24 protein-coding genes are annotated in these 24,145 nt (G+C 71.8%); 13 read left to right on the top strand and 11 right to left on the bottom strand.

Annotation, left to right across the window (positions count from 1 at the left end):
* Positions 1–111 precede the first annotated feature (111 nt).
* From ABTY62_RS46990 to ABTY62_RS46980, 3 genes are all read right to left on the bottom strand, one after another.
* Positions 112–3,429: an ATP-binding protein gene (locus ABTY62_RS46990; protein ID WP_352135541.1), complete on the bottom strand. Its 3,318-nt coding sequence runs from the start codon at positions 3,427–3,429 to the stop codon at positions 112–114.
* A gap of 110 nt (positions 3,430–3,539) precedes the next feature.
* Positions 3,540–4,853: a diacylglycerol/lipid kinase family protein gene (locus tag ABTY62_RS46985; RefSeq protein ID WP_352135540.1), complete on the bottom strand. Its 1,314-nt coding sequence runs from the start codon at positions 4,851–4,853 to the stop codon at positions 3,540–3,542.
* Between the two features lie 452 nt (positions 4,854–5,305).
* Positions 5,306–5,974, bottom strand: coding sequence for a TetR/AcrR family transcriptional regulator (locus ABTY62_RS46980; protein ID WP_502997665.1), 669 nt, complete (start codon positions 5,972–5,974; stop codon positions 5,306–5,308).
* A 121-nt stretch (positions 5,975–6,095) separates the two neighbouring features.
* Here ABTY62_RS46980 and ABTY62_RS46975 point away from each other — a divergent pair, with 121 nt between their 5' ends.
* The 4 genes from ABTY62_RS46975 (at position 6,096) to ABTY62_RS46960 (ending at position 8,998) form a co-directional block, all read left to right on the top strand.
* Positions 6,096–6,656 carry an NAD(P)H-dependent oxidoreductase gene (locus tag ABTY62_RS46975; RefSeq protein ID WP_352135539.1) on the top strand — a complete coding sequence of 187 codons (561 nt, stop codon included), beginning with the start codon at positions 6,096–6,098 and terminating at the stop codon, positions 6,654–6,656.
* A gap of 148 nt (positions 6,657–6,804) precedes the next feature.
* Positions 6,805–7,536 carry an alpha/beta hydrolase gene (locus ABTY62_RS46970; protein WP_352135538.1) on the top strand — a complete coding sequence of 244 codons (732 nt, stop codon included), beginning with the start codon at positions 6,805–6,807 and terminating at the stop codon, positions 7,534–7,536.
* A 59-nt stretch (positions 7,537–7,595) separates the two neighbouring features.
* Positions 7,596–7,847, top strand: coding sequence for an NfeD C-terminal domain-containing protein (locus ABTY62_RS46965; protein ID WP_311728552.1), 252 nt, complete (start codon positions 7,596–7,598; stop codon positions 7,845–7,847).
* A gap of 11 nt (positions 7,848–7,858) precedes the next feature.
* Entirely contained in the window at positions 7,859–8,998 is a 1,140-nt protein-coding gene (locus ABTY62_RS46960; protein ID WP_352135537.1) for an SPFH domain-containing protein, read from the top strand.
* 56 nt (positions 8,999–9,054) lie between these two features.
* Here the strand turns inward: ABTY62_RS46960 and ABTY62_RS46955 are convergent, their stop codons facing one another.
* Positions 9,055–9,441, bottom strand: a complete 387-nt coding sequence (locus ABTY62_RS46955) for a luciferase domain-containing protein (RefSeq protein ID WP_311728554.1) — start codon at positions 9,439–9,441, stop codon at positions 9,055–9,057.
* 243 nt (positions 9,442–9,684) lie between these two features.
* On the opposite strand from ABTY62_RS46955, the gene ABTY62_RS46950 reads away from it, so the two are divergent.
* Positions 9,685–10,869: a thiolase family protein gene (locus ABTY62_RS46950; protein WP_352135542.1), complete on the top strand. Its 1,185-nt coding sequence runs from the start codon at positions 9,685–9,687 to the stop codon at positions 10,867–10,869.
* 11 nt (positions 10,870–10,880) lie between these two features.
* On the opposite strand, the gene ABTY62_RS46945 is transcribed toward ABTY62_RS46950, so the two are convergent.
* Positions 10,881–11,825, bottom strand: a complete 945-nt coding sequence (locus ABTY62_RS46945) for a quinone oxidoreductase family protein (protein WP_352135536.1) — start codon at positions 11,823–11,825, stop codon at positions 10,881–10,883.
* A gap of 346 nt (positions 11,826–12,171) precedes the next feature.
* Here ABTY62_RS46945 and ABTY62_RS46940 point away from each other — a divergent pair, with 346 nt between their 5' ends.
* Complete coding sequence (locus ABTY62_RS46940; RefSeq protein ID WP_352135535.1) at positions 12,172–12,762, top strand: DUF4232 domain-containing protein; 591 nt, start codon at positions 12,172–12,174, stop codon at positions 12,760–12,762.
* Between the two features lie 72 nt (positions 12,763–12,834).
* Here the strand turns inward: ABTY62_RS46940 and ABTY62_RS46935 are convergent, their stop codons facing one another.
* On the bottom strand, positions 12,835–13,929 hold the full coding sequence (locus ABTY62_RS46935; RefSeq protein WP_352135534.1) for an alanine racemase: 1,095 nt from the start codon (positions 13,927–13,929) through the stop codon (positions 12,835–12,837).
* A 26-nt stretch (positions 13,930–13,955) separates the two neighbouring features.
* Positions 13,956–14,381, bottom strand: a complete 426-nt coding sequence (locus tag ABTY62_RS46930) for a MerR family transcriptional regulator (RefSeq protein WP_311728558.1) — start codon at positions 14,379–14,381, stop codon at positions 13,956–13,958.
* Positions 14,382–14,496: 115 nt separating this feature from the next.
* Between ABTY62_RS46930 and ABTY62_RS46925 the strand changes: the two genes are divergently transcribed.
* Positions 14,497–15,546, top strand: coding sequence for an aldo/keto reductase (locus ABTY62_RS46925; RefSeq protein ID WP_352135533.1), 1,050 nt, complete (start codon positions 14,497–14,499; stop codon positions 15,544–15,546).
* 47 nt (positions 15,547–15,593) lie between these two features.
* Here the strand turns inward: ABTY62_RS46925 and ABTY62_RS46920 are convergent, their stop codons facing one another.
* Together ABTY62_RS46920 and ribD are read right to left on the bottom strand one after the other, a co-directional pair.
* Positions 15,594–16,082, bottom strand: a complete 489-nt coding sequence (locus ABTY62_RS46920; RefSeq protein WP_352135532.1) for a hypothetical protein — start codon at positions 16,080–16,082, stop codon at positions 15,594–15,596.
* An 83-nt stretch (positions 16,083–16,165) separates the two neighbouring features.
* Positions 16,166–16,882: a bifunctional diaminohydroxyphosphoribosylaminopyrimidine deaminase/5-amino-6-(5-phosphoribosylamino)uracil reductase RibD gene (gene ribD, locus ABTY62_RS46915; protein ID WP_352135531.1), complete on the bottom strand. Its 717-nt coding sequence runs from the start codon at positions 16,880–16,882 to the stop codon at positions 16,166–16,168.
* 225 nt (positions 16,883–17,107) lie between these two features.
* Between ribD and ABTY62_RS46910 the strand changes: the two genes are divergently transcribed.
* The 6 genes from ABTY62_RS46910 to ABTY62_RS46885 all read left to right on the top strand — a co-directional run bounded on the left by ABTY62_RS46910 (position 17,108) and on the right by ABTY62_RS46885 (position 20,035).
* Positions 17,108–18,358, top strand: a complete 1,251-nt coding sequence (locus ABTY62_RS46910; RefSeq protein ID WP_352135530.1) for a helix-turn-helix domain-containing protein — start codon at positions 17,108–17,110, stop codon at positions 18,356–18,358.
* A gap of 158 nt (positions 18,359–18,516) precedes the next feature.
* Positions 18,517–18,858 (top strand): hypothetical protein, encoded by a 342-nt coding sequence (locus ABTY62_RS46905; RefSeq protein ID WP_352135529.1) that lies wholly within the window; start codon positions 18,517–18,519, stop codon positions 18,856–18,858.
* Positions 18,855–19,043, top strand: coding sequence for a hypothetical protein (locus ABTY62_RS46900; protein WP_352135528.1), 189 nt, complete (start codon positions 18,855–18,857; stop codon positions 19,041–19,043). The genes ABTY62_RS46905 and ABTY62_RS46900 overlap by 4 nt, the downstream gene beginning before the upstream one ends.
* Positions 19,040–19,243: a hypothetical protein gene (locus ABTY62_RS46895; RefSeq protein ID WP_352135527.1), complete on the top strand. Its 204-nt coding sequence runs from the start codon at positions 19,040–19,042 to the stop codon at positions 19,241–19,243. Before ABTY62_RS46900 ends, ABTY62_RS46895 begins: the two co-directional genes overlap by 4 nt.
* A 129-nt stretch (positions 19,244–19,372) precedes the next feature.
* Positions 19,373–19,498: a hypothetical protein gene (locus ABTY62_RS46890; RefSeq protein WP_352135526.1), complete on the top strand. Its 126-nt coding sequence runs from the start codon at positions 19,373–19,375 to the stop codon at positions 19,496–19,498.
* Positions 19,499–19,555: 57 nt separating this feature from the next.
* On the top strand, positions 19,556–20,035 hold the full coding sequence (locus tag ABTY62_RS46885; protein ID WP_352135525.1) for a hypothetical protein: 480 nt from the start codon (positions 19,556–19,558) through the stop codon (positions 20,033–20,035).
* A 20-nt stretch (positions 20,036–20,055) separates the two neighbouring features.
* Here the strand turns inward: ABTY62_RS46885 and ABTY62_RS46880 are convergent, their stop codons facing one another.
* Positions 20,056–20,658 (bottom strand): GNAT family N-acetyltransferase, encoded by a 603-nt coding sequence (locus ABTY62_RS46880; RefSeq protein WP_352135524.1) that lies wholly within the window; start codon positions 20,656–20,658, stop codon positions 20,056–20,058.
* A gap of 31 nt (positions 20,659–20,689) precedes the next feature.
* Positions 20,690–24,145 (bottom strand): RHS repeat-associated core domain-containing protein (locus ABTY62_RS46875; protein WP_352135523.1); only part of this gene is annotated, 3,456 nt, incomplete at its 5' end.

The raw sequence follows: 24,145 nt of genomic DNA, 5'->3' as shown, positions 1-24,145 counted from the left end.
CCGATGTGCGGCTCCGCCGCGTGGGGGGCTCCGCCCCAGACCCCGGGGTCCAGGGGCAAAGCCCCTGGTTACGGGAAGGGGCGGGGCGGGGAAAAATCCGCGGGACACCTCCTAGCGAGCCCGGCAGTGCTCGCCGTGCCCGCCGTGCCCGCCGTACTCGTGCGGGGCGGGCGTCAGGGGCTCGATCGCCGTCAGGGCCGTGGCCAGCAGTTCTTCCCGCCCCAGGGCGGCGTACGAGGACACCGCGTCCGCGTACGCCGCCCTGTCGGCCTGTTCGGCCGCGCGGCGGGCGCGGGCGGAGGACATGGTCGGCTGGAAGCCGCGCAGGAAGCGGAACCGCTCCGCCAGGGCGATCAGCCGCGCGCCGGTCGTACGGGCCGCCGCGTCCCCGGTGCGCTCCGCGCGGTCGAGTTCCACCATGGCCAGGGCCAGCAGCAGCGCCCCGCACACCGGGAGGTCCATCAGGTAGGCCGGGGGCTTCTCCACGGGATGGCTGAGCATCGTCCACAGCTTGTGGGGAAGTACGCCGACGGCCTCCTCGATCAGGCCGAGCCGGCCGTGGTGCGCGTGGGCGACCACGGCCGCGGCCTCGATCTCCAGGGTCCAGGGCTCCAGGCCGGGCGGATCGGTGCGGTAGAGCGCGCGCTCGCCGCTCTCCGGCGCCTTGACGGCCCGCCGCCACTCGCGGCAGCCGGCCTCGGCCTCGCCGCGCGCGAGCCGCAGCTCCGCCAGCATGCCGAGGCCGAAGGCGAGCGCGCCGACCGTGTCCGCCGCCGTTTCCTCCTGCCGTTCGGGCGTCGTCAGCGGCAGCCAGCGCTCCGCCTCGTCGACGGCGCCGAGTTGCAGATTGGCGAGGACCAGGGCCGCCTTGATGCCGGTGATGTCCCCCCACAGCATGCCCCCCTCCATCAGCCGCAGCGCCGCGGCCAGATGGCGCCGGCCCTCCTCGCCCCGTTCGGCCTGAAGGGACAGTTCGCTGATCCGGGTGCGGGCCAGGACCTCGACCCAGTCGGCGCCCCGGCCCCGGAACGCGTCCAGCATCCCCTCGGCCGCCCGGATCGCGCCGTCCACGTCGCCCTGCCGCTCCAGGGCATAGCTCGCGAGGGAGTTGGCGACGACCGCCAACAGCGGCTCGTCGCTGTCGCACAGCGCGCGCAGCGGGGCCGGATCCGGCCCCAGCACCTCGGGCGCGGCGGCCATCACGGTCGCGATGGCCCGTACGAGGGTGTCGGGCGGGGCGGGCGGCAGCCGGCGCAGGGTGGCCAGCGGGCGGCCGGCGCGCATCCCGACGACGGTGAAGGTGTTCGCGGTGAACAGCGCCGCGGCGGTCCGGGTGACCTCGACGAGCGCGGGGTCGGACCCCCGCTCGGGCCGGAAGTGCGACAGCTGCCTGCTGGTCTCCTCGGCCAGCGCGGCGACGCGCGCGTAGTTGCCCTCGACCGTCCACAAGGACGCGAGCACGGCGGCCGTCGCCGCGACCGCCGGGCCGTCGGCGCGGGCCAGCCCGTGCCGCAGGGCGTGGACGAGGTTGTCCTGCTCGGCCCGGATCCGCTCGAGGGGCGCGAAGAAGTCGCGTTCATGGGGCGAGTCGTGGTGCGCCACGCCGAAGTCGCGGGCCCACGCGAGGAAACGGCCGATCACACGGTCGGTCTCCCCGGCCGCCTCACGGTGGGCGGTGCTGAACTCCCGTACGGTCTCCAGCATCCGGAAGCGTGCCCCCGACGCGGTGTCGGCGACCTTGAGCAGCGACTGGTCGGCCAGGTCAGCGAGCACCCCGAGGACGTCGTCCTCCTCTCCTTCGTCACCCAGGAGGTGGCACGCGGCGTCCGCCGTGAATCCGCCGGGGAAGGCGGACAGCGCGCGCAGCGCCGCCCGCCCGGCCGGATCCAGCAGGTTCCAGCTCCAGTCGACGACGGCGTGCAGCGTACGGTGGCGGCTCGGGGCGTCCCGCGCGCCGCCGCGCAGCAGGGTGAACCGGTCCTCCAGGCGGCGGGCGATCTCCGCGACCGACATGACCCGGACCCGCGCCGCCGCCAGCTCCACCGCGAGCGGCAGCCCGTCCAGGTGGCGGCACAGCTCCTCCACCGCGTCCGCGAGCAGGTCGGCGCCGGGGCGCACGGCCCGCGCCCGCTGCCCGAACAGCTCGACCGTCGTCGCCAGGCTCAGCTCCGGCAGCGGATACACGGCCTCCGAGGAGAGGCCGAGCGGGGCCCGGCTCGTGGTGAGCACCCGCAGGTCCTGGGCCTGGGACACCAGGTGGCGCACCAGCTCGGCGGCGCCGCGTATGACGTGCTCGCAGTTGTCCAGCACCAGCAGCACCGGCCCGGGGCCGAGCGCGGCCAGGATGCCGCTGAGGACGTCGGTCGGCAGGCCCAGATGGCCGACCGCGCCGGGCGGGGCCTCGCCGACGCCGAGCGCCGACGCGACCTCCCTGACCACGTCGTCGTCGGAGGTGACGCCCGCGAGCCCGACGAAGTACACGGCGCGCCGCCCGGCCCGGCGGCTCACGGCGTGCGCCAGCCGCGTCTTGCCCAGGCCGCCGGGGCCGACGACGGAAGCGACCCGGGAGGCGTCCAGCAGCCCGGCCACCGCGGCGATGTCCTCGTCGCGGCCGAGCAGCGGGTTGGGCTCGTACGGGACGCCGTGCCGCACCACCGGCTCCTCGCCCCGCAGCAGCTCCTCGTGCAGGGCCTGGAGCGCGGGGCCGGGGTCGGTGCCGAGCTCGTCGCGCAGCGCCCGGCGGTAGGTGTCGTACCTGGCCAGCGCGGCGGACGGGCCGAGCGTGGCCGCCTCGCAGCGCAACAGCTCCAGCAGCACCTCCTCGTCCCGCGGCCGCTCGCGGGCCAGGCCGGCCAGCGGCTCGGCCGCCTCGGCCCGGCGGCCGAGCCGGGACAGCGCCAGCGCGCGGGCGCGCGCCAGCGTCCGGTACGTCACGGCGCGCTCGGCGCGCAGGGCGGCCACCGGGTCCTCGGCCGCGCCGCCCCGCGCCGCCCCGCCCCGCCCCGCGCCGTCGGCCTCGCCGCCCTGAGCGCCCTCCCACAGCGCGAGGCCCGCCTCGGCGTGCGCGAGCGCGGCGGCGTGGTCGCCCGCGCGGGCGTGGCGCGCGCTCTCGGCCGCGCTGAGCAGGACGGCCGAGCTGTCGACCCGGTCCTCGGGCAGGGCGAGGCGGTAGCCGGTGGGGGTGCTGGCGATCACGTCGGCGCCGAGCTGGGAGCGGGCGCGGGAGACCAGGATCTGGAGCGCTTTGGTCGGGTTCTCGGGGCGCTCCTCCGGCCGTTCCTCCGGCCAGAGCCCGTCCACCAGTCGCGCGGTGCCGCAGCCGGTGCGCAGGTCGCCCGCGAGGAGCGCGAGCAGCCCGCGCAGCCGGGGCCCGTTGATCTCGCGGCCTCGGCACGAGACCCGCGACAGCAGGGTCAGCTCGGTGGTCACCGGGTCAGGTTAGCCAGTCGCCTCGACGCCGCGATCGCCCCGGCCTCGCGCTTGAGGCGGCCCGACGGGGCAGCGGCGCCGAAGGCGTACGGGCCCTCAGAACCGGGCCCTCAGAACCCGCGCCCGCCGACCGCCGTACGGCCCACGACCGCCCCCAGCTTGCGCAGCCGCCGCCAGTCCATGCGCGGCTTCACCGCCGGAACCCCGGGCCGGGTCCGGGGCACCCGCACCCGCAGCGCCCCCTGCGCGATACGGCAGCGCACGGGCACCGACAGCACCATCGCCTCACCGTCCACCCCGACCTCTATCTCCGGGCGGTCGGCGTCCACCACCACCTCGCGGGCGGTGCGCACCGTCAGGCCCGCGGCCTTCCGGCCGCGCAGCAGCCCGGCGGCCTGGGCGGCGTTGTCGACCTTGACGCCGAGGACGCCCAGCCGGCCCGAGTTCAGCAGCTCGCGGCGGCCGAGCCCGGCCGGGTCGCCCGTGCGGTACGGGTTGTTGCTGACCAGCAGGGCCTGGGGGGCGGGGATCCGGATCCCGTCGGCCTGCGCCATCAGCACGGGGCCGCGCTGCCGGGTCAGCAGATCGGGCAGCAGCTCCAGGGTGGTGCGCACCTTGTCGTCGCGGTACGCGGGGCTCTGGACGACCGCCGCGTACGCCCCGAACGACGCGTTGTTGACGAAGGGGTGCTCGTTCGCGAAGCCCAGGTCGACCCAGAGCTCCACGCCGTCGGCGAGCGCGTCCAGACAGGTCGACGGGTCCTCGCGGTCCAGCCCGAGGTCCAGGGCGAAGTGGTTGCGGGTGCCCGCGGAGATCACCAGGAAGGGGATGCCGCGCTCCGCCGCGACGGCCGCGACCAGCGCCTGGGTGCCGTCACCGCCCGCCACGCCCAGCAGATCGGCGCCCGCGTCCGCCGCCTCGCGGGCCAGGGCGGCCACGTCCGTCGGATGGTCCGGGTCGAGCAGCACCACGCGCGCGCCCAGACCCTCGGCCTTCTCCTTCAGCCCGAACCGCGCCACCTTCCCGCCGCCCGAGCGCGGGTTCATGATCAGGAAGGGGCGCTCCGGGGCGTGCGTCTGATGCTCCGTCACCGGAATGGCGCCGAAGCCGGTGCTGCGGATCGCGGCCCGCCCCGACCAGACCGCCACCGCCCACAGCCCCAGGGAGACCATGACCACCCAGAGCAGATTCCGCGCGTCGTAGAACCCGATCACGGTGGCCGGCGCCGCCACGGCCAGCACGGCAGCCGCGATCCGGACCGCGCCGCGGCGGGTCAGCACCCACCAGACGGCGGCGGCGGTGACCGCCATGCCCACCAGCCCGACCAGGACCAGAACCAGGCTGGCGGACCCGGCGAAGATCAGCGGCAGCAGCACCGCCAGCGCGGCGGTGGCCAGGGCCAGCCGCGCCGACCAGCGCTGCACGGAATGAGCCCCTTCGTCGCTCCCCCATCGACCGCCGGGAGGTGCCCCCTCCAGCCACCTCGACCCTCCCTGGCCCGGCGAACCATTCAACGGCTACTCCCTGCACCTTCGGCACGTTCAGCACATTCGACAGCGCGTCATGTTAGGCCCTGCGGCGAGCCGTTACCCCGAACTCGCCCTGGAGGACGGGCCGTGGCGCCCTACGGTTCACTCGCGCGTCGCCGACGGCGGGCGGCAGCGGGGGCGGCGACGCGGGGTCCGCTGGTGGCGACGCGGGGTCCGCGGGCCCGAGGCCGTGTCCGGCAGATCTTGACGCCTGCGGCGGAGCCCCGCGCGGCGGAGCCGCAAATCGACCGCCGCGCGGGGCCGCTGCCCCAGACCCCGGGGTCCAGGGGCAAAGCCCCCCGCGCGGCGGAGCCGCACATCTGTACCGCGGGAAGGTCCGGCGTGGCTCAGGCGGTGGCGGGCCCGACCGCACGCGCGACCAGGTCGCGCCAGCCCGCCTCCAGCCGCTCCAGCGCCATACCGCGCTGCCGGGTCAGATGGTGGATGAGGGCGGGCTCCAGCCAGCCCATCAGCGTCTCCGCCAGCAGCTCCACGTCGCCGTCGGCCCGCGCTGCGCGCAGCAGCATGGTGATGTGGGTGAGCCGGACCTGGCGCGGGGCGATGGCCAGGCGGCGGTCGGCGGGCGGATCACCGGCCAGGTAGAGGTCGAGAAACGCGGACATCTGCCGGAGGGTGGACACCCCGAACGCCTCCAGCCGCTCGACGGCCGGAGCGCCGGGCCCGAGCGGGGGCGGGCCGGTGAGAAACGCCTGCTGGTAGGCCTGCTCGGAGTGGTCGAGCAGGGCTTGGAGCAGACCCGTACGGTCGCCGAAGCGCCGGAAGACCGTCCCCTTGCCGACCGACGCGGCGCAGGCGACCGCCTCCATCGTCAGCTTGTCCGCGCCGTGCTCGGCGACCAGCCGCGCGGCGGCCTCCAGCAGCCGGGCCCGGTTGCGCGCGGCGTCGGCCCGCATGGGCGGCGCCTGGCCGGCCAGGGGCAGCAGCGACCGCCCGGCCGCGTCCTGGGAGGACGAGGCGGGAGGGGGCGGGGGCTGGGACGGCGCTGACGAGGTCATGATGAGCAACCTTAGCGGACCGCGGTCCGTTTGAATTAAAGTGGACCGCGGTCCGGTTATCTGGTATAACCTTCAACTAATGAGGTCCGCACCGCGGGCGCTTATCGATCTTGGAGAAGAAATGTCTGTTCGTATCCTCGCCCTGGTCGGCAGCCTCCGCGCCGGCTCGCACAACCGTCAGCTCGCCGAGACCGCCGTGAAGCTCGCCCCCGAGGGTGTCGAGATCCAGATTCACGAGGGCCTGGCCGACATTCCGTTCTACAACGAGGACATCGACGTCGAGGGGTCCGTGCCCGAGGCCGCCGCCAAGCTGCGTGCCGCGACCGCCGCGGCCGACGCCGTGCTGCTGTTCTCGCCCGAGTACAACGGCACCATGCCGGGCGTCCTGAAGAACGCGATCGACTGGCTGTCCCGCCCGTATGGCGTCGGCGCCATCGGCGGCAAGCCGGTGGCCGTCATCGGCACCGCCTTCGGCCAGTACGGCGGCGTGTGGGCCCACGACGACGCCCGTAAGTCCGTGGGCATCGCCGGCGGCACCGTTGTCGAGGACATCAAGCTCGCCATCCCCAGCTCCGTGACCCGCTTCGCCGAGGTGCACCCGGAGAACGACCCCGAGGTCACCGGCCAGCTCAACGACGTGCTCGCCCGCCTCGTCAAGGAAGCGGGCGCCGCGAAGGCCTGAGGCCCGACTTCCCCCAGCGGGCCCCGTCGACCGTGTTCGGTCGACGGGGCCCGCTGGCGTTCCAGGGGGCCTGTGGACGACTCCAGTACGCTCTCGCTCTCGCCGAATCGGCGGGGTGCCGCCACGTCCGAACACAGCGGGAGTGCCCGTGGAATTCATCCACCACGCCGACGGCGAAGCCCTGAGCTGCGCCACCTTCGAACCCGAGGCGTCCGGCGCCACCCGCGTGGTGATCATGCACGGGGCCGGGGTCGGCGGCAAGGAGCGGAGCATCCCGCTCGCCCGCGACTTCGCCGCCGCAGGACACCCCTCCCTCGCGTTCGACTTCTCCGGACACGGGGACAGCTCGGGTCGGCCGGCGGAGCTGAGCCTGGAGCGGAGGTTCCGTCAGGCGCTCGACGTCATAGAGGCGTTCGCCCCCGACGGCGACCCGCTCACGCTGGTCGGCTTCAGCATGAGCGGCCAGACCGTCGCCGATCTGGCCGCCCACCTCGGCGACCGGGTCGCGGCGATCTGCCTGTGCGCCCCCGCGGCGTACGCGCCCGAGGCATGGCCGCTGCCGTTCGGCGACGGGTTCACCGAGCTGATCCGCCGGCCCGGGAGCTGGCGCCCCAGCACGGTCTTCGACGTGCTCGGCGCCTTCACCGGCCGCGCCGTCCTGGTCGTCCCGGAACGCGACGACATCATCCCCGCCGAGGTCACGGCCGGGATCGAGCAGGCCCTCCGTACGAAGTCCCGGTTCGCCAAGCTCGTCCTGGACGACGCCGACCACCAGCTCGGCCGCTGGCTCTCGGCCCACCCCGAACACCGCGCCCGGCTCGTGGACCTGTGCACCCAACCGCACGACCCGGACTCCACCGACCCCGGTCCGAAACGTTGACGCCGTGGCATTAGTGTCCGAGCCTCGGCATCAGCGAGACAAGGGGGGCGTGGCCATCCATGGCGACGGACGACGCCGTACGCGGCTGCACCGGCGTGCTGGTCATCGGCACCCGCGGATCCACCGGCCCCGGTGAGGTCCTGGTACGGATCAGAGGCGGCTCCGAAACCTTCCTCGCCTGGTCCGACGTCCCCCTGCCCAAAGGGACATCCGTGCTCGTGATCGATTGCCGTGGCGCGCGCCACGTCGACGTCATCGAGTGGGCTGATCCGTTGAACGCGCTGCCCGGCGAGGCCGGCAGCGCCGGTTGAGGAGACCAAACATGTTCGGTTACCGCGTTCCCGACCCGGACCAGGCGATGCTCATCTCCGGCGGCAGGCGTGGACAGGGTGGGGCGCCGTTCCGGGTGGTGACCGGCCACGGCAAGTTCGTGTTCCCCGTCTTCCGCAAGACCCGGTTCCTGACCCTGGCGATGTGCGAGTCGGAGGTCGCCGAGACCTGTGTCACCAAGCAGGGCATCGTGCTGACGGTCCGTGCCGTGATCGCCTTCAAGGTCGGCAACGACACCGAGAGCATCGTCAACGCGGGCCAGCGGTTCCTCTCCGACCAGGACCAGATGTCGGTGCTGACCGGCCGGATCTTCGCCGGACACCTGCGCGCGATCATCGGCTCGATGACCGTCGAGGAGATCATCACCGAGCGGCAGAAGCTCGCCACCGAGGTCCTGGACACCTCCAAGACCGAGATGGCGAAGATCGGTCTGATCGTGGACTCCCTCCAGATCCAGTCCATCGACGACGGCGACACCGGCTACATCGCGGCGATGTCGGCCCCGCACAAGGCGGCCATCCAACGCCAGGCCCAGATCGCCCAGGCCCAGGCCGCGCAGGCCTCGGCCGAGGCGGAGCAGGCGGCCGCACGGAAGCAGGCCGAATACGCCCGGCAGACCGCCATCGTGCAGGCCGAGTACTCGGCGGAGGTCGAGCGCGCCCAGGCCCAGGCCGCCCAGGCCGGACCACTGGCCGACGCCCATGCGCAGCAGGAGGTGCTCGCCGCGCGGACCGAACTGGCCCAGCGCGCGGCCGACCTGCGCCAGCAGCAGCTGGTGGCCGAGATCGTGAAGCCCGCCGAGGCCGAGGCCGAGCGGATCAGGGTGCTGGCGCTGGCCGAGGCGGAGCGGATGCGCATCCAGGCCGAGGCCGCGGCCTCGCACGGCCGGGTGGCGCTGGACCGCATGCTCATCGACCAGCTGCCGCAGATCGTCAAGGAGGCGGCCAACGGGCTCTCCGGGGCCAATGTCAACGTCCTCAACGGCGCCGACGGCCTGGGCGAGATCGCGGCGGGCCTGGTCGGGCAGGGCCTGACCATCCTGGACTCGGTACGGCGCAGCCTGGGTTCACCCGAGGGCGGCGCAGACAAGGCGGACAAGGCGGACGAGGGCGGCAGGGTCGAGATCCGCTGAGGCGCAGGACCGGCGGCCGGACGACCACCGGATGACGGCCGGACGACGGCCGCCTCTCAGCACATCTGGTGGTCTCTCCGGTCCGGGAACGTCACCCGGTTGAGGTTGCAGCGGTGCGCCGGGGCCCCGGAACACCGCGCATGCGCCTTCAGCGCGACACTGACCAGGCACAGCAGCACATCCGCGTCCCGCTCGTTGTCCAGGTGCACGGTCACCCACTGCGAGTCCGGCACCAGCCGGATCGCCGTGGACCGCCCCAGGTGGACGGCCAGGTGCCGGATGGCCGGTTCGGTAAGGTGCAGGTCAGCGTCCCGGTCGGAGTGGAAGTGCACGATCTCGCACTCCGCCGTACGCAGCGCGCGGCCCGCGCCACAACAGGCCGGGCCCACGTCAAGGTCCGGCCAGTCCCGCAATCGCTCCATGGCCCGATGCGCCACGCTCACACCACCATCTTCCCCCGGTTTCCCCGGGCCTCACCCTCGTGTTGCCCGACCGTAACCAATCGGCCGGGCAGGCCGGTTGTCGCCCCTCGCCGACACACCGCACACCCCACACCGCCCGCCCCATACCGCCCGCCCGAGGGGGCGGTGACCTTGTGATGCCCGACCCCCCTTGCTACTCTTCAGTAGCCAGGAGCGTTGGAAAAACAAACCCACCCCACCTCGCTGGAAGAGGAGGCGATCGCCATGCGCGACGCCGTCATCGTCGAAGCCGTCCGCACCCCGATCGGCAAGGGCAAGCCGGGCGGCGCGCTCGCCGGAGTGCATCCCGTGGAGCTGCTGGCCCAGACGCTGGGCACGCTCATCGAGCGCAGCGGGGTGGATCCGGCCCTGGTCGACGACGTCATCGGCGGGTGCGTCGACCAGGTGGGCGAGCAGGCCATGAACACCACCCGGTACGCATGGCTCTCCGCCGGATTCCCCGACTCCGTCCCGGCGACCACCGTGGACCGGCAGTGCGGCTCCTCGCAGCAGGCCGTGCACTTCGCCGCGCAGGGAGTGCTCTCCGGCGCGTACGACCTGGTGGTGGCCTGTGGCGTGGAGTCCATGAGCCGGGTCCCCATGTGGTCCAACGTGCCTGCGGGCGCCGATCCGTTCGGGCCGGGCATCGCGGCCCGCTACCCCGAGGGGCTGGTGCCGCAGGGGATCAGCGCCGAGCTGATCGCCGCCAAGTGGTCCCTCACCCGGGAGCAGATGGACGAGTTCGCCACCGCGTCCCACCTGAAGGCGGCCCGCGCGACCGCCGAGGGCCGGTTCGCCACCGAGCTCGCCCCGGTACGGGCGGACGGCCGCACGGTGGACACCGACGAGTCCATCCGCCCCGCCACCACGCCCGAGGTGCTGGCCGGGCTGCGGCCAGCCTTCGCCGACCCCGGGTTCGCCGAGCGGTTCCCGCAGATCCAGTGGTCGGTGACCGCGGGCAACAGCAGCCCGGTCAACGACGGCGCCGCCGCGCTGCTGATCACCAGCAGCGAGACGGCGGCCCGGCTCGGTCTGCACCCCAAGGCCCGGCTGCACAGCTTCGCCGTCACCGGCTCCGATCCGCTGCTCATGCTCACCGGCGTCATCCCCGCCACGGAGAAGGTCCTGCGCCGGGCCGGGCTCGCGCTGTCGGACATCGACCTGTTCGAGGTCAACGAGGCGTTCGCCAGCGTGGTGCTGGCCTGGCAGCAGGAGACGGGCGCCGACCTTGCCAAGGTCAACGTCAACGGCGGCGCCATCGCCCTCGGCCACCCCCTCGGCGCCAGCGGCGCCCGGCTGATGACCACCCTGGTCGGCGCCATGCGCGAGCGCGGCGCGCGGTACGCCCTCCAGACCATGTGCGAGGCGGGCGGGCTCGCCAACGCGACGGTGCTTGAGGCCATCGGGTAAGTCGTCGTCGATCAGGAGAAGTCCAGCACCAACCGGCCGCGCAGACCTCCGGCCTCCAGGAGGCGGTGGGCCTTGGCCGCCTCGTCGGCGGGCAGCACGTCGGCGACATGCAGCGTCAGGGTGCCGTCCTCGGCCTGGCGGCGCAGCGTGTCCAGCCGCTCGGTGTCGGTGATGCCGTCCGACACCATCACCGGGCGCACGCTGATGCCGCGCTCCGCCGGGCCGGACCAGCCCCGCAGCTCGGCCAGCGTCCCGCCGTCGGCGACGGCTGGCACGATCTCCGTGGTCTGCATCGACCCGTCCACGAGGCCGGGAACACCGTCCGGCGCCAGCGCGCGCATGCGAGCGGCGACATCGGCGCCGCGCTCGACGACATGGTCGGCGCCGAACCCGCGCACCCGGTCGGTGTCGCGCGGGGCGGCGTCCGCGATGACGGTCAGCCCGTCGGCCTTGGCCAGCTGAACCGCGTACCCGCCGACGGCACCGGCCGCACCGGTCACGGCGACGGTTCCGCCGGGCGGCACGGCCAGGGCGTCCAGGGCGAGGCGTGCGGTCATGGCGTTCATGAGCAGCGTGGACGCGGCGGTAAAGTCCACCCCCTCGGGCGCCGGCACCACCGAGGCGGCCGGCACCACGATCTGCTCGGCGTACGCTCCGCCGTGCGCGCTGGTGAACAGCACCATCGCGACCACCCGTTGGCCCACGGCGAGGCGGTCATCAACCCCGGGGCCGAGCTGGTCGATGACGCCGGCGGCGTCCATGCCGGGCACGAACGGGGGCCGGCGGTCGGCCATGCGCACGGCGTGGCCACCGGTCCGCAGCATGACGTCGGTCGGATTCACAGCGGCCGCGTGCACCCGGATGCGGACCTCACCGGGGCCCGGCTGCGGTTCGGGCAACTCCACAACACGCAGCGCTTCCGGGCCGCCGAACTCGTAAACACCAATAGCCTTCATAGCCCGGTGCAACCAGCCTCGCCGACACGGCATTCCGCAGCGGCAGTTGAGGGCCACGTGCCACCGGTCGTGGTCAAGATCCCCCGCGTCACAGGTTCGCCCCAACGGACGGCGGCCGCGAACAGGTGCGGAACGGTGGCCGGGACCATCTTCCGGCGGCGTGCCTGGGCGGGGCGTGCCGGGTCGTGATGCGCGCTGCGCCCGGCTGTATTTGTAACAGGGATGTATTAGCGGGCGGTTGAGCGGAACAGTCTTCCGGGCCGGGCCAATCTTGGTGCCCAGAAACGCTGGCTCGTACCGACTCGTACCGAGCAGCGGCACCCCCCACTGAAACTGAGGAACATCGATGCGCGTCTCCAAACTCACCTTCGCCACCTTGGCGGTTGTCGCCGGTCTCTCGCTCACCGCCTGCCAGAACGACGATGACGGCACGGGACAGAGCAAGCCGTCGTCCTCGTCCGCGGCGTCTTCCTCGGGCGGCGGTTCGGGCTCGGGCGGCTCCGACGACAACAGCAAGGCCGACAAGTGCCGCACCGACGAGCTGGAGATCACGGCGGCGGACCGCACCATCGACGGCGACGGCGAGCGCACCGTCGCGGTGACGCTGAAGAACGGCGGCGGCCGGGACTGCACGCTCTCCGGGTTCGCGGGCGTCGACCTGAAGACCAGCGAAGGGACAGTGTCCGCGGAGCGCAGTGGTGAGCAGGCCGACCCGATCGTCCTCAAGGACGGGAAGGAGACGTACTTCGGCATCACCTACCCGGAGAACGACTCGGGCGGCTCCGGCGTCCGCGTCACGGGGCTCGTGGTGACCCCGCCGAACGAGACGAAGTCGGTCACCCTCGACTGGCCGGGCGCCGCCACGCTGCCCGTCACGGACGGTTCCGGCTCCTCGGTGAAGGTCGGCCCGATGGGTGGCATCGGCCAGGGCGGCTGACCCCGGAGAAGACGGACGCCGTCCCCTGGTCCTGCTGATCACGCCGGGCCGGGGGGCGGCAAGAACGTCCGCTCAGGTATTGGCACCTCGTGCTGTTACCTGCCAGCGGTCGATCACTTCGCGGTCCCGGACGACCAGCAGCTCATCAGCGAGATTCACCGGCGTGCAGATGTGGTTGGGGACGACAGCCACCAACGCCCCGAGACCTGGTCCCCGCACCCCTTCCGGAAGCCGGACAACGGCGTGGTGCTCCCACAACCCGGTGATGGATCCCTGGGGGAACTGGGGCAGGTAGCCGTGGCCCGTCACCCAGGACGACCGGTCGGAGCCGAGAACCTTGCTGCCGACATCGAGCACGAAGCGATCCGGGGCGGGAACACTGATCACCGTCGCGGCGGCGACCAGTGCGAGATCCTCCACCCCACAAGTGCCGATGGCCAGCTGGGTGGCGTCATTGAAGACGTAGACACCCGGCCGCAACTCGTTCACCGCGCCCGGCTGCCACTGCCCCACCGTCGGAGTCGACCCGCCACTGACCACACGCGCGCCGAGCCCAAGGTCCCGCAGCGCCTGTGCGGCCTCGCCCAGCGTGCGCTCCTCATCTCGCGCGGCGCGCTCGCGTGCCCGCGCGTCGTGACCGTAGCCGTGTCCCGGGAACGTGAACACGCCGACAACATTCAGTCCGGCGTCGGCGGCCGCCTTCCCGACCTCACCAGCAGCATGAGGCCGCACTCCGGTGCGATGGCTCCCGCTGTCGACCTCGACGAGCACCTCCACCGTCCGGGCGCTGCCGCGCACGGCTTCCCCCAGCCGCCGCGCGCCTTCCACCGACTCGACGCCGACTCTCAGCGCGACGTCGTCCGCCAGCCGGCGCAGCCGCTGTGCCTTGTCGGCATCGAGCCACACGGGGTAAGCGATGAACAGGTCGTCCACGCCGGCCCCGGCGAATGCCTCGGCTTCGCCGATCGTGGCCACCGACAGCCCGCGTGCGCCGGACCGCAGCTGACGGTCGGCGATCTGCGCGCACTTGTGGCTCTTGGCGTGGGGGCGGAGGGCGAACCCTTGAGCCCGCGAAGCCTCAGCCATCCGCGAGATGTTTCTGTCCAGCACATCCGGATCGACCACGAGCGCCGGCGTAGCCAGCCCATCGGGCAGCGGTGTCACCATCTCTTGCCTCTCACACGTTGACGGACTCAGGCCGAAGCGGATGGGGCGTGACATTGACGGGTGGCGGCGCTGCCTTGGTCGACAAGGTCCTCGTACACCCCGACCTTGAACCTGATCAGGTCCAAGGACTCACTGAGCCTGCCGATCTGGGCGGTGACGTTCTCCTGATGCTCGCGCATGAGCGTCAGCCGTTCTTCCTCGTTACCGGCGCCATCTCTGACCAGATCGGTATATCGGCGGAGCGTGGGCAGGGGCATGCCCGAGGCGCGGAGAATGATGCAGACGGTCAGCCAGTCCACGTCATCCTCGCTGTAGACGCGGCGCCCGCCGGCTCCGCGTCGCACGGCGTTGATGAAGAGGCCCTCGCGCTCGTAGAAGCGCAGCGCGTGAACGCTCAAACCGGTGCGTTCGGCGACCTCTCCGATACTCAGATTCGCCGTGATCTCAGCCATGCCGGTCAGGGTAACGGGGCTTGATCTAGAGCCGTGTCTAGCTCCTAGGGTGCCTCGTGCGATCGACGCTTCTGTCGCTCCGCGTGATCGGTTGACCTAGTAAGGGAGCATCACCATGCGCTATCGCACCCTCGGCAGAACCGGTATCGAGGTCAGCGTCCACTGCCTCGGGACCATGATGTTCCAGGACGGCTTCAACTCCGACCACGACGATTGTGTCCGCATCATCCACGCCGCCCTCGACCAGGGCATCAACTTCGTCGACACCGCCGACATGTACGGACAGGGTGAGTCCGAGGAGATCGTGGGAAAGGCGCTGCGGGGGCGCCGTGACGACGTCGTACTCGCCACCAAGGTCCACTTCCAGATGGGCGAGGGCCGCAACCGCAGTGGCAACTCCCGGCGTTGGATCCTCACGGCGGTCGAGGACAGCCTCAGGCGCCTGAACACCGACTGGATCGACCTCTACCAGGTCCACCTCCCCGACCACACCACGGACATCGAGGAGACGCTCTCGGTGCTCAGCGACCTCGTGCGCCAGGGGAAGATCCGCGCCTTCGGTTGCTCGAACTTCCCGGCCGAGGAGATCGTCGAGGCACATCACGTCTCCGAGCGGCGCGGCCTCGGACGCTTCCGCACCGCCCAGCCGCCCTACTCGATTCTGGCCCGCGGGATCGAGGCCTCGCTCCTGCCCGTCTGCGAGCGCTACGGAATGGGGGTGCTGGTCTGGAGCCCCCTCGCCTTCGGATTCCTCACCGGCAAGCACCGCAAGGACCAGCCCATCGACCTGGCAGCCGGCCGCGCCGCGCTCCGCCCGGCATTCTTCGATCCCGCGATCGCCGAGAACGCCGCCAAGCTCGACGCCGTCGAGCAGCTCATCGAACTCGCGACAAGCATCGGCTGCACCCTCCCGCAGCTCGCCGTGGCCTTCACCGTGGCCCACCCCGCCGTCACCTCGGCGATCATCGGACCGCGGACCATGGGGCAGCTGGAGGATCTGCTCAAGGGCGCCGCGCTCACCCTGGACGATGCGACCCTCGACCGGATCGACGAAATCGTGCCGCCCGGGGTGAACCGGTACAACCCCAGCACTTCCTTCCCCCCGCGCTCCCTGACCGACGCGGCCTTGCGGCGCCGCCCACTCGCGGAACGCGCGGCGGGTTGAGGCCGGCGGGGGCTCGCCCGCCGCGCTCGCGCGCGGTCCGGCTTTCGTCATGCCCGGCGGGACGCTCCCTCCGGCCAGACGACGTCCACGGGCAGCCCCGCGTCGCGCGCCTCGTACACCACGTCCGCCGTGCCCCCGCCCTTACCGGTCGGCGGCTGCCCGTTCCACACGGCCACGAGGCGGTCGGCCCGCTCCAGCAGTACGGCATTCGCCGCCTCGTACGCCTCGCGGTTCGCCGTGGCATGCGGCATCACCAGCACCTCGTCCGCCGCGTCCCTGAGCCGGTCGAAGGTTGCGGCGTGGTCCGGCTTCACCTTCGCCTCCCGGTAATCCCGCGACGGCACCACCACGACCAGCCGCCCGCCCACGGCCAGCACCGCCTCCGCGAACAGGGTGTCGCTGCCGCGCGCGATGCACGACACGCCGATGAGGGTGGAGGGATCGTACGCGGCGAGGATCCTGTCCAGTTCCTCGCGCACCAGCGGCACGGAGTCCTCGGTGAGGTCCATGTGCCCGGTCACGGCGAGCGTTGTCATCGCGTTCACCTCGTCGTGTGCTCAGCGGGCTCCGGATGCTACAGCGGACAGCGACCACGGCCCGGGGCGCGCCGTCCGTGGCTTCACCGCTGCGGGCGTGCGATCAGCCGGATGTCAGGTCCTGATCGCGTGACGTCCAGCAGCTCGCACCGCAGGATGTCGTCGATGGTCTCGATGGTGCCGCCCTGGAGCGCGCTCTTGCCGCGGCCGAGGAGCGCTGGCGCGATATAGGCGATGATGCGGTCGACCAGCCCGGCCGACACGAAGGAAGCGGCGAGGGTGGGCCCGCCTTCGAGGAACATCCCGCGCACGCCGCGCGAGGACAGCTCACGCAGCAGCGCGTCGAGATCCAGGCCCTCCTTCGCGCGCGGGAGCCGGACGACGGTCGCGATGCCATCTAGGTGCGTGGCGTCCGTGTCCTCGGCTACCGCGATGATCGTGGGCGCGGCATCGTCTAGCACGCGGGCCCCGGCAGGCGTGCGCGCGTTGCTGTCGACGATCACCCGCCACGGCTGCTCATGGACTGGTACGGCCACCTTCAGCTTGGGGTCGTCCACCGCCGAGCGCACGGCGAGGTGCGGATTGTCCGCCTGCTGTGTGCCGGAGCCCACGACCGTGGCCTGGCAGGCCGCGCGCAGGGAATGGACCTCGGCCCGGGACTCCGCGCTCGTGATCCACTGGCTGGTGGAATCCGCTGCGGCGATCCGGCCGTCCAGCGTGGCCGCGTACTTGTAGACGACGTACGGGCGGCCCTCGACAGTCGTCCACTCGTCGGCGCCGACCAACTCGCTGATGTTCATGCGTCCCTTCCCCTCGCCTTGTCCTCAGCCTGGTCATCTTCAAACTCGGTGCCCGGCTGCTGGTCGGGCGTCGAAGTGAGCAGATTCCTCCCTACCTTGACCTCCCGAACCGGGCGAGGGGGACGTCATCCAGCGTTCGCCATTCCTGGGAGTGAACGGCCTCACACCAGAGGGGCCTTGCCTCATACCCTGGCGGTGACGAGCTGGACAGAGAGGGGCACGGCCATGCCAACTGACGCTACCCCGAACCCGCTGGACCACCCGCTGGTCTTCGGCCAGCGCATGCAAGTCCTCCGCACACGCCGGGGCATGAGCCGTACCGTCCTCGCCGGTCTTCTCGACAAGTCCCCGAGCTGGGTGAAGCAGGTGGAGAACGGAGCTCTCCGCACCCCCGGACTTCCCATGATCTTGCGCATCGCCGAGGTCCTACGCGTCCGCAACCTCGCTGAACTCACCGGCGACCAGACGATGCCCATCGATCTGTTCATCGGCCCCGGTCACGGCAAACTGCCTGCGGTGCGAGCCGCGATTGACGCATTCCCCGTCGCCGACGATCGCGAAGCGCCCTCGACAGCGCACCTGAGCGCACGCCTCGACCGCGCCTGGTCGGCCCGCCACTCCGCGCCCAACCACCGCGACGTGATCGGCGGTCTCCTGCCGAACCTCATCCGGGACGCACAGCTCGCCGTACGCCAGGCCGACCGCGCCCCCGAACGGCGGGCGGCTCAAGCGGTGCTGGCCGAGGTCTACGGCCTCAGCCAGTTCTTCATCGCGTACCAGCCAGACTCCGCCCTCCTCTGGCGCGTGGCCGAGCGCGGCATGGTCGCCGCCCAGGAGAGCGAGGACCCGCACTCCATTGGCGTAGCCGCCTGGCTCACCGCCCAGGCCCACCGCGACTGCGGCCCCGCCCACTTCGACGCAGCCGACGCGGTCACCCTGGAGACCCTGGGCTACCTCAAGCCTCTCCTGCCGGACGCGCCGAACGATGTACGCGCCATCGCGGGCGCCTTGCAGTTCGAGGCCGGATACACCGCCGCACGCCGCGGAGACACCGGCACCGCGTGGAGCTACTGGGACACCGCGAGCAAGATGGCCAAGCGGCTCCCCGCCGACTACTACCACCCCGTGACATCGTTCTCCCAAGCCATCATGGGCGCGCACGCGGTCACGGTCGCCGTCGAGCTGCATGCGGGCCGGGAGTCCGTACGGCAGGCGGCAAAGGCCGACGCCAAGACAATCCCTTCACGGCCTCGGCTGGCCCGGCACAGGATCGAGGAGGCCCGGGGCTACCAACTTGACGGGCAGCCGGAGACCGCGCTGGCGACGTTGAGCAAGGCCTACGAGGCCGCCCCGGAGACGATTCGTTACAACGGCTACGCGCGCCGCATCGTCCTGGAGGAGACGGAGTCGAAGTCTCCGGAGCGTCGCCGTCGGGCGGCCGACCTAGCCGTGAAGATCGGAGTACTGGCCGCCTGAACCCCCGTTCGAGGGGCAGAATCTCTGCCCCCTCCCCGCCCCCGGCGCTCTTACGGTCGGTAGTCACTTGATCACCAATGACGTCGGGGGCTCCTGTGGAGACGACGAACAACCACCAGAGCACGCATCTGCGGCCCGCTGGCCGATCGTGGGACGTCGTGCGCGTTCCCCTCTCGATCGGCATCGGTAAACGCACCCTCGATCTGCTGGGCAACGCGACAGGCGCGGTCATCGAGAACCCCTTCGACAGGGTGCTGTACTGGCTGATCGAGCCGGGTGCCGCCGCCGAGTGGGACATGGGGCTGCTGCCCTCTGTCCAGGTGTGGGGAGCGACGGCCTATATCGAGGTGCCTCCCGTGGCCCGCACGACCGGGCCTGGCGTCCACTGGCGCGTACCGCTCGGGTACGGCCGCTACCTCACCGACGCGACGGCCCTGTTCGCCGCGCTGAAGATCGCGACCAGCGCGGCGCTCGGCCCACGCGAGGAGGCGTCCCGGTGACCGAGTGCTGCTATCGCTGCGACAAGCCCACCCGCGAGCCGATCACCGTGCTGCGCGCATCAGCCTCCGGGCCCGGCTGCCTGCGGCACCTGTGCCCGGACTGCAACCGCCGGCGACCGCACCCTGACGCCGACCTCTACGAGGTGCTGGTCACCTTGCAGCGCGAGAGGCGGACGACGACATGACCGCCCCGGCCGGTGCCCGGCGTCTGTCCCCGTACTGCGCGATGTACACGGCCGAGCCCGACACCACGCCCGACGAGATCCACGCCTTCTGCAAGGGACCCGGCGAGGTAAGGGCGAAGCCCATACCGCCCGCGACCCGGGGCGCGCTGATCTTCACCGTTCGCTGCGACTGCGGCTGCCACCAGGGCCCGCCCGCCTAGACCGGTGGGCCGCTCTGGCCCACTCCACATCGCCTCGCCCCGGCCCCCGCTTGCAGGCCAGTGACCGGGACGAGCACCGCGCAACCGCGCGAGGACACCCCTGCACACCTGAACTCACAGGAACAGCCCATGCGATTACAGCACGCCACCCGCCAGGACCCGGACGACGGCGACACCATGCCCGACACCGACACCCCGACACCCGACGGCCAGACACCCGGCGACTCCGACGACGGACGCCAATACGCGCACTAGCCAGACCGCGGCCCCGTCCTCAGAGACGGGGCCGCTCCCACCACGCAGGAGCCCCCCATGACAGCGTCACACTGGCACTGCTACCGCTGGACCGGAGAACGCCGAACCTACGACGACGAGTCCACGCGTCGGCCGCCCCATCTCGTCGTCCACGACATCACGCCCCAGGAGTGGAAGCAGATCGCGGCCGCCTCGCCGGGCTTCATGGCCAGCGAAGTACCGCCGCTGGAGGTACCGCACTGGCTGCTGCGCCCAGCCAGGATGATCAAAGCCACCTTCCAGGAGCCGGAGAAAGCTGCTGCCTGGTACCAAGACCAGGTCACCGGCTTAGCCCCTTCGTTCATGGCCGACCACGACAAGGACACCGCGCGGCAAGCCGAACGCTTCACCGCCGCCGACGACCGGCTCAGCTGGGGCGGAGACGTCGTCGGCGGCTGGTACCTGCGAGGCACCGGATTCGCCTCCGTCCACGTGGTCGCGTGCAGCGCGAACCGGATCCGCCCGACCATCCCCTGCCCGATACTCCCCCAGCAATAGCGGGGGCGTCGCCGCCCCGCTCACGCGCGGCGCGCCGACGCTCCCGCGCCGACCGCCGCCGAGCCATGCACCGCGACGCCGTCCGGGCGGCCCAGCTCCAGATACATCTTGACGTCGTCGAAGCGCTCGTCGCCGACGGCTATCCCGCTCGGCAGCCGACCCCATTCCCGGAAGCCCAGGTCCTCGTACAAGGCGATCGCGCCGTGGTTGTTGCCGCGGACGCCGAGGATCAGCAACTCCAGACCGGCCCCGCGCACGTCATCGATCAGCGCGGACACCAGGAGCCGGCCGATGCCCCGGCCCCGGGCGGCCGGGTGGGTCATGACCTGCTGGATCTCCGCGCTGTGCCGGTAGCTGGCCACGGCGGCGCGGCGCCGCCACAGCGCGCAGCCCAGCACCTCGCCCGACCCGTCCGCCGATGTCGCCAGGGCGAGCGCCGCGTCCCCGGTCCGTACGTCGGCCAGGACCCCGTGGAGCCAGGCGTCGGTCTCCGCCCGGTCGGGCGGCGTGAGGTAGCCGATGGCCCCGCCTGTCTCGGTGACGGCGTGGATCATCCGGTGCGTCCTCGCCAGCAGCCCCTCGTCCAGGGCGGTCGGCCAGACCAGCTCGACGGAGTCGGTCATGTCGTGTGCTCCTTGTGCGCGTTCCGGCCGTTCATTCCGGGCGGAAGAATTTCATGCACGCCGCCCAGTGCACGCGGCCCATATGCGGATCCAGCATGAACGACAGACGAACCGGATTCTTCTCCGTGACGATGGCGGTGCCGTAGGGGATCCCCTCCTCCAGCGGACCCAGAATGTAGTCCGGCATCATGCTTCCCGGCTCGTAGGTCCACACCGGCACCATGCGCGGATCGCCGTCGATGACAGCATCCGCCTGCCAGCCCATCAGGGGCTCGCCGTCGTCCGCGTACACGGCGACCCTCGTGCCCTCGGGCACCTCGAACGTCGGAAGGTCGGTCTCGACGCCGCCATGACCGGCGAATACAAGCTCGCCGTCAGGGCGTGGTCCCAGCGTGTTCCGCGGTTGGTCCCAATCAATGCCGTCCTCATAGGGGGCCAGCCCCAGGGGGTCGACCCAGCGGTGCGGATTGGGGACGTACGCAACCGGGTTGGGGGCGGGGGTGAGGCCGAGGGGGTCGGGGGTGAGGTAGCGGGCGGTGGTGGGGTCGTAGTAGCGGTGGTGGTTGTAGTGGAGGCCGCTTTCGGGGTCGTGGTACTGGCCGGGGAAGCGCAGGGGGGTGTGGGTCGGGCTGGTGTGGTCTTGTGTGGTGGTGCCCCAGAGGGTGGTGCGGGCTTGCCACGCGATGTCGCCGGATTCGTCGATGAGTTCGGTGGGGGTGCCGATGCGGTCGGTGACGATGGCGTAGAACCGGCGGTCGATTTCGCGCTGGCTGGTGGCCTCGGTGACGCGCTCGGTCTGGGTGAGGGGGCGAAAGCCGTCGTGTTCCCAGGTCAGTGTCACCGGGTGGGGCAGGCCCGGTGTGGTGGTGGTCTGTTCGACGAGGGTGGGGCCGTCCCAGGTGAAGTCGGTCTGTTCGAGGACGGTTTCGCCGTCGTCGGCGAGGCGTTGTTTGGTGGTGCGGCGGCCGAGGGGGTCGTAGAGGTAGCGCCAGATAGTGCCGTCGGGGGTGGTGAGAGTGGTGAGGTGGTTTTCGGTGTCCCAGGTGTAGTGCCAGGTGTCGGGTTTCTTCGACAGGCGGGTCTTCTGGCGGAGGGTGAGGCGGCCGGCGGTGTCGTGTTCGTAGCGGACGCGTCCGGCGCGGGTGATGCGCGTGCCGGTGTAGGCGCGGGCGCCGGTGGTGGCCGGCTGGTCGGTGGGCCACGTGGCGTGGGTCTGGTTGCCCGCCTCGTCGTAGGCGTAGGTCTCCGTCCAGCCCTCGGCCCGGACGGTGGTGACCCGGCCCGCGTCGTCCAGGTCGAAGACACGGTGGCCGAGGAGCTGGTCATCGATGGCGGTGAGGTGGCCGTCGGGGCGGTAGGTGTACGCGCGGTGCTGGAGGGTTGCGTCTTCCGGGCCGGTCAGGGTCTGCTCGGCCAGCCGACCGGCCGGGTCCCAGATCTGCGCGAGGGTGGCGGTATGCCCAAGTTGGCGGGTGGTTTCCCGGCCTAGCGCGTCATACGTGAAGTCCAGAGTGTGGCCGCAGGTGGTCAGCCCGGTGCGGCGGCCCGCCGCGTCGTACGAGAACGTGGACTTCGCCCCGGAAGGGGTCGTGCGACGCACCGGGCGGCCCAGGGCGTCGTAGCTGCGGGTGAGGACCCGGTCGCCTACGACTTCCGCTATGGCCCGGCCCATCCGGTCCCGCCGGTACGTCAGCGCCACCTCCGGGCCTACCGCCTCCACCAGCCGCCCGGCCGGGTCATAGGTGAAGGTGGTGACCTGGCCCTCGGCGTCCTTGCGGACCACCCGGCCGCAGTCGTCGTACGCGAGGCGGACGGTCTGGCCCAGGGGGTTGGTGCGGGAGGCCAGTTGGCCGACAGCGTCGTATGTGTAGGTGAGGGTGCGGCCGTCGAAGTCCGTCTCGCTGAGCCTGCGACCCGTCGGGTCGTACGTGTAGGTCCAGGTCAGGCCTTGGGCGTTGGTGACCTGGGTCACGCGCAGCTGGCTGTCGTGTGTGAACTCGTGGCGGACGCCATCCGGGCCGGTCCGGGCCGTCAGCAGGTCGAAGTGGGTGTACTCGTACGTCGTCAGGCCGCCGCCCGCGTCCACATGAGCGGTGACGTTGCCCTCGCCGTCGTAGGCCCAGGTCTGCTCGGCACCGTCCGGGGCGGTGTGGCGGGCCAGCTTGCCCTCCACCGTCCATTCCAGGTGGATGGGTGCGCCGAGGGGATCGGTGATGGTGGTGGGACGGCCGAAGGCGTCGCGGCGGTAAGTGGTGGCCGCGCCCAGCGGGTCGGTGATCTCGACCGGGAGCCCGGCCGGGTCGCAGCGGATGCGGGTGGTGTCGCCGAGTGCGTTGGTGACCGTCGCCAGGTGACCATGGTCGTCATAGGTGTAGTGGGTGGTGTGGCCCAACGGGTCGGTTGCCGTCGTGCGGTTACCTCGCTCGTCGTACGCGTAGTGCCAGGTGGCGCCGTCCGCGTGGGTGACCTTCACGGGGAGGTTCAGGGCGTTGTAGGCGGCGGTGCGCCGGTGTCCGTCGGGGGTGGTGACGGAGGTCAGCCGACCGGCCGTGTCGTAGGTGTAGGCGGTGGTCCGGCCCAGGGCGTCGGTGCGGGACAGGATCCGGCCGTGGCGGTCGCGCCGGGTGCGGGTGGTGTGGCCGAGCGGGTTCGTCACAGCGATGACCTGGCACCGGTCGTTCACCAGATAACGGGTCGCGTCGCCCTCGGCCGTGGTCACCGTAGTGACCCGATGGCCCGTGCGTTCATCCGTCGGGCCGTAATCGATGTGCAGGGAGATATGGCCCTCGGTGCCGCCCTCGGCGATGCACCGGTCCCGGTTGTCATAGACGTAGTCGTAACGGCGCTCGTTCGTGTCGACCCACGCGATCACTCGGCGCTCCGTGTCGTACTCGAAGCGCAGCGGCAGCCCGATGGAGTTGGTGACCTCGGTGAGGTTGCCGTCCGTGTACGCGTAGCGGATGAGTGTCTGGTCGGCGCCCGCCAGGTGCAGGGCGGTGATGCGGCCCTCTTCGGTGGTGATGTTGAGGTGGTAGCCGCCTCTGTGGACGATGCTGGTCGGGGCGCCCTGCGCGTCGTATTCGAAGGTCAGGCGGTGGCCGTTGCGGTCGCTGATCTCTGCGAGCGGGGCCTCGCCGTCGCCTCCGCCTTGCGGGCCGATGAAATAGCGGGTGTAGCCGGTGTCCGGGTCGGTGAGCGTGTAATCGCCCTCCACGCTGCGCTCAAGCGGCCACCTCGGGCCGAGTTCGGGCAGCGTCGGTACGCCCGGTGCCGGGTGCGGGTATGACAGCAGCAGGCCGTCCTCGGCGACGAACACCACACCCCGTGCGCCGATCTCCAGCCTCTGGTCTGCCGTGCTCGACCACGACGGCCCGAACCACCGGCCCGCCCGATACCCCGACTCCACCCTGCGCACGAACACCAGCGGCAGCGCCCCCGGCAGCACCACATCCCGCTGCGGCAGATACATCCGCCCCGACGCCAGGTC

Source organism: Streptomyces sp. NPDC097640, from assembly GCF_040302705.1.
Lineage (GTDB): Bacteria > Actinomycetota > Actinomycetes > Streptomycetales > Streptomycetaceae > Streptomyces.
Note: the sequence above shows the minus strand (reverse complement) of the source record. Positions and strands in the feature narration are given on the sequence as shown.

Coding starts and splice junctions, on each gene's coding strand:
- ABTY62_RS46890 (WP_352135526.1), top strand. CDS start 19,373: ATGCGATTACAGCACGCCACCCGCCAGGACCCGGACGACGGCGACACC.
- ABTY62_RS46975 (WP_352135539.1), top strand. CDS start 6,096: ATGTCTGTTCGTATCCTCGCCCTGGTCGGCAGCCTCCGCGCCGGCTCG.
- ABTY62_RS46930 (WP_311728558.1), bottom strand. CDS start 14,381: ATGGCTGAGATCACGGCGAATCTGAGTATCGGAGAGGTCGCCGAACGC.
- ribD (WP_352135531.1), bottom strand. CDS start 16,882: ATGAACATCAGCGAGTTGGTCGGCGCCGACGAGTGGACGACTGTCGAG.
- ABTY62_RS46945 (WP_352135536.1), bottom strand. CDS start 11,825: ATGAAGGCTATTGGTGTTTACGAGTTCGGCGGCCCGGAAGCGCTGCGT.
- ABTY62_RS46960 (WP_352135537.1), top strand. CDS start 7,859: ATGTTCGGTTACCGCGTTCCCGACCCGGACCAGGCGATGCTCATCTCC.
- ABTY62_RS46880 (WP_352135524.1), bottom strand. CDS start 20,658: ATGACCGACTCCGTCGAGCTGGTCTGGCCGACCGCCCTGGACGAGGGG.
- ABTY62_RS46940 (WP_352135535.1), top strand. CDS start 12,172: ATGCGCGTCTCCAAACTCACCTTCGCCACCTTGGCGGTTGTCGCCGGT.
- ABTY62_RS46910 (WP_352135530.1), top strand. CDS start 17,108: ATGCCAACTGACGCTACCCCGAACCCGCTGGACCACCCGCTGGTCTTC.
- ABTY62_RS46950 (WP_352135542.1), top strand. CDS start 9,685: ATGCGCGACGCCGTCATCGTCGAAGCCGTCCGCACCCCGATCGGCAAG.
- ABTY62_RS46965 (WP_311728552.1), top strand. CDS start 7,596: ATGGCGACGGACGACGCCGTACGCGGCTGCACCGGCGTGCTGGTCATC.
- ABTY62_RS46925 (WP_352135533.1), top strand. CDS start 14,497: ATGCGCTATCGCACCCTCGGCAGAACCGGTATCGAGGTCAGCGTCCAC.
- ABTY62_RS46885 (WP_352135525.1), top strand. CDS start 19,556: ATGACAGCGTCACACTGGCACTGCTACCGCTGGACCGGAGAACGCCGA.
- ABTY62_RS46935 (WP_352135534.1), bottom strand. CDS start 13,929: ATGGTGACACCGCTGCCCGATGGGCTGGCTACGCCGGCGCTCGTGGTC.
- ABTY62_RS46920 (WP_352135532.1), bottom strand. CDS start 16,082: ATGACAACGCTCGCCGTGACCGGGCACATGGACCTCACCGAGGACTCC.
- ABTY62_RS46980 (WP_502997665.1), bottom strand. CDS start 5,974: ATGACCTCGTCAGCGCCGTCCCAGCCCCCGCCCCCTCCCGCCTCGTCC.
- ABTY62_RS46895 (WP_352135527.1), top strand. CDS start 19,040: ATGACCGCCCCGGCCGGTGCCCGGCGTCTGTCCCCGTACTGCGCGATG.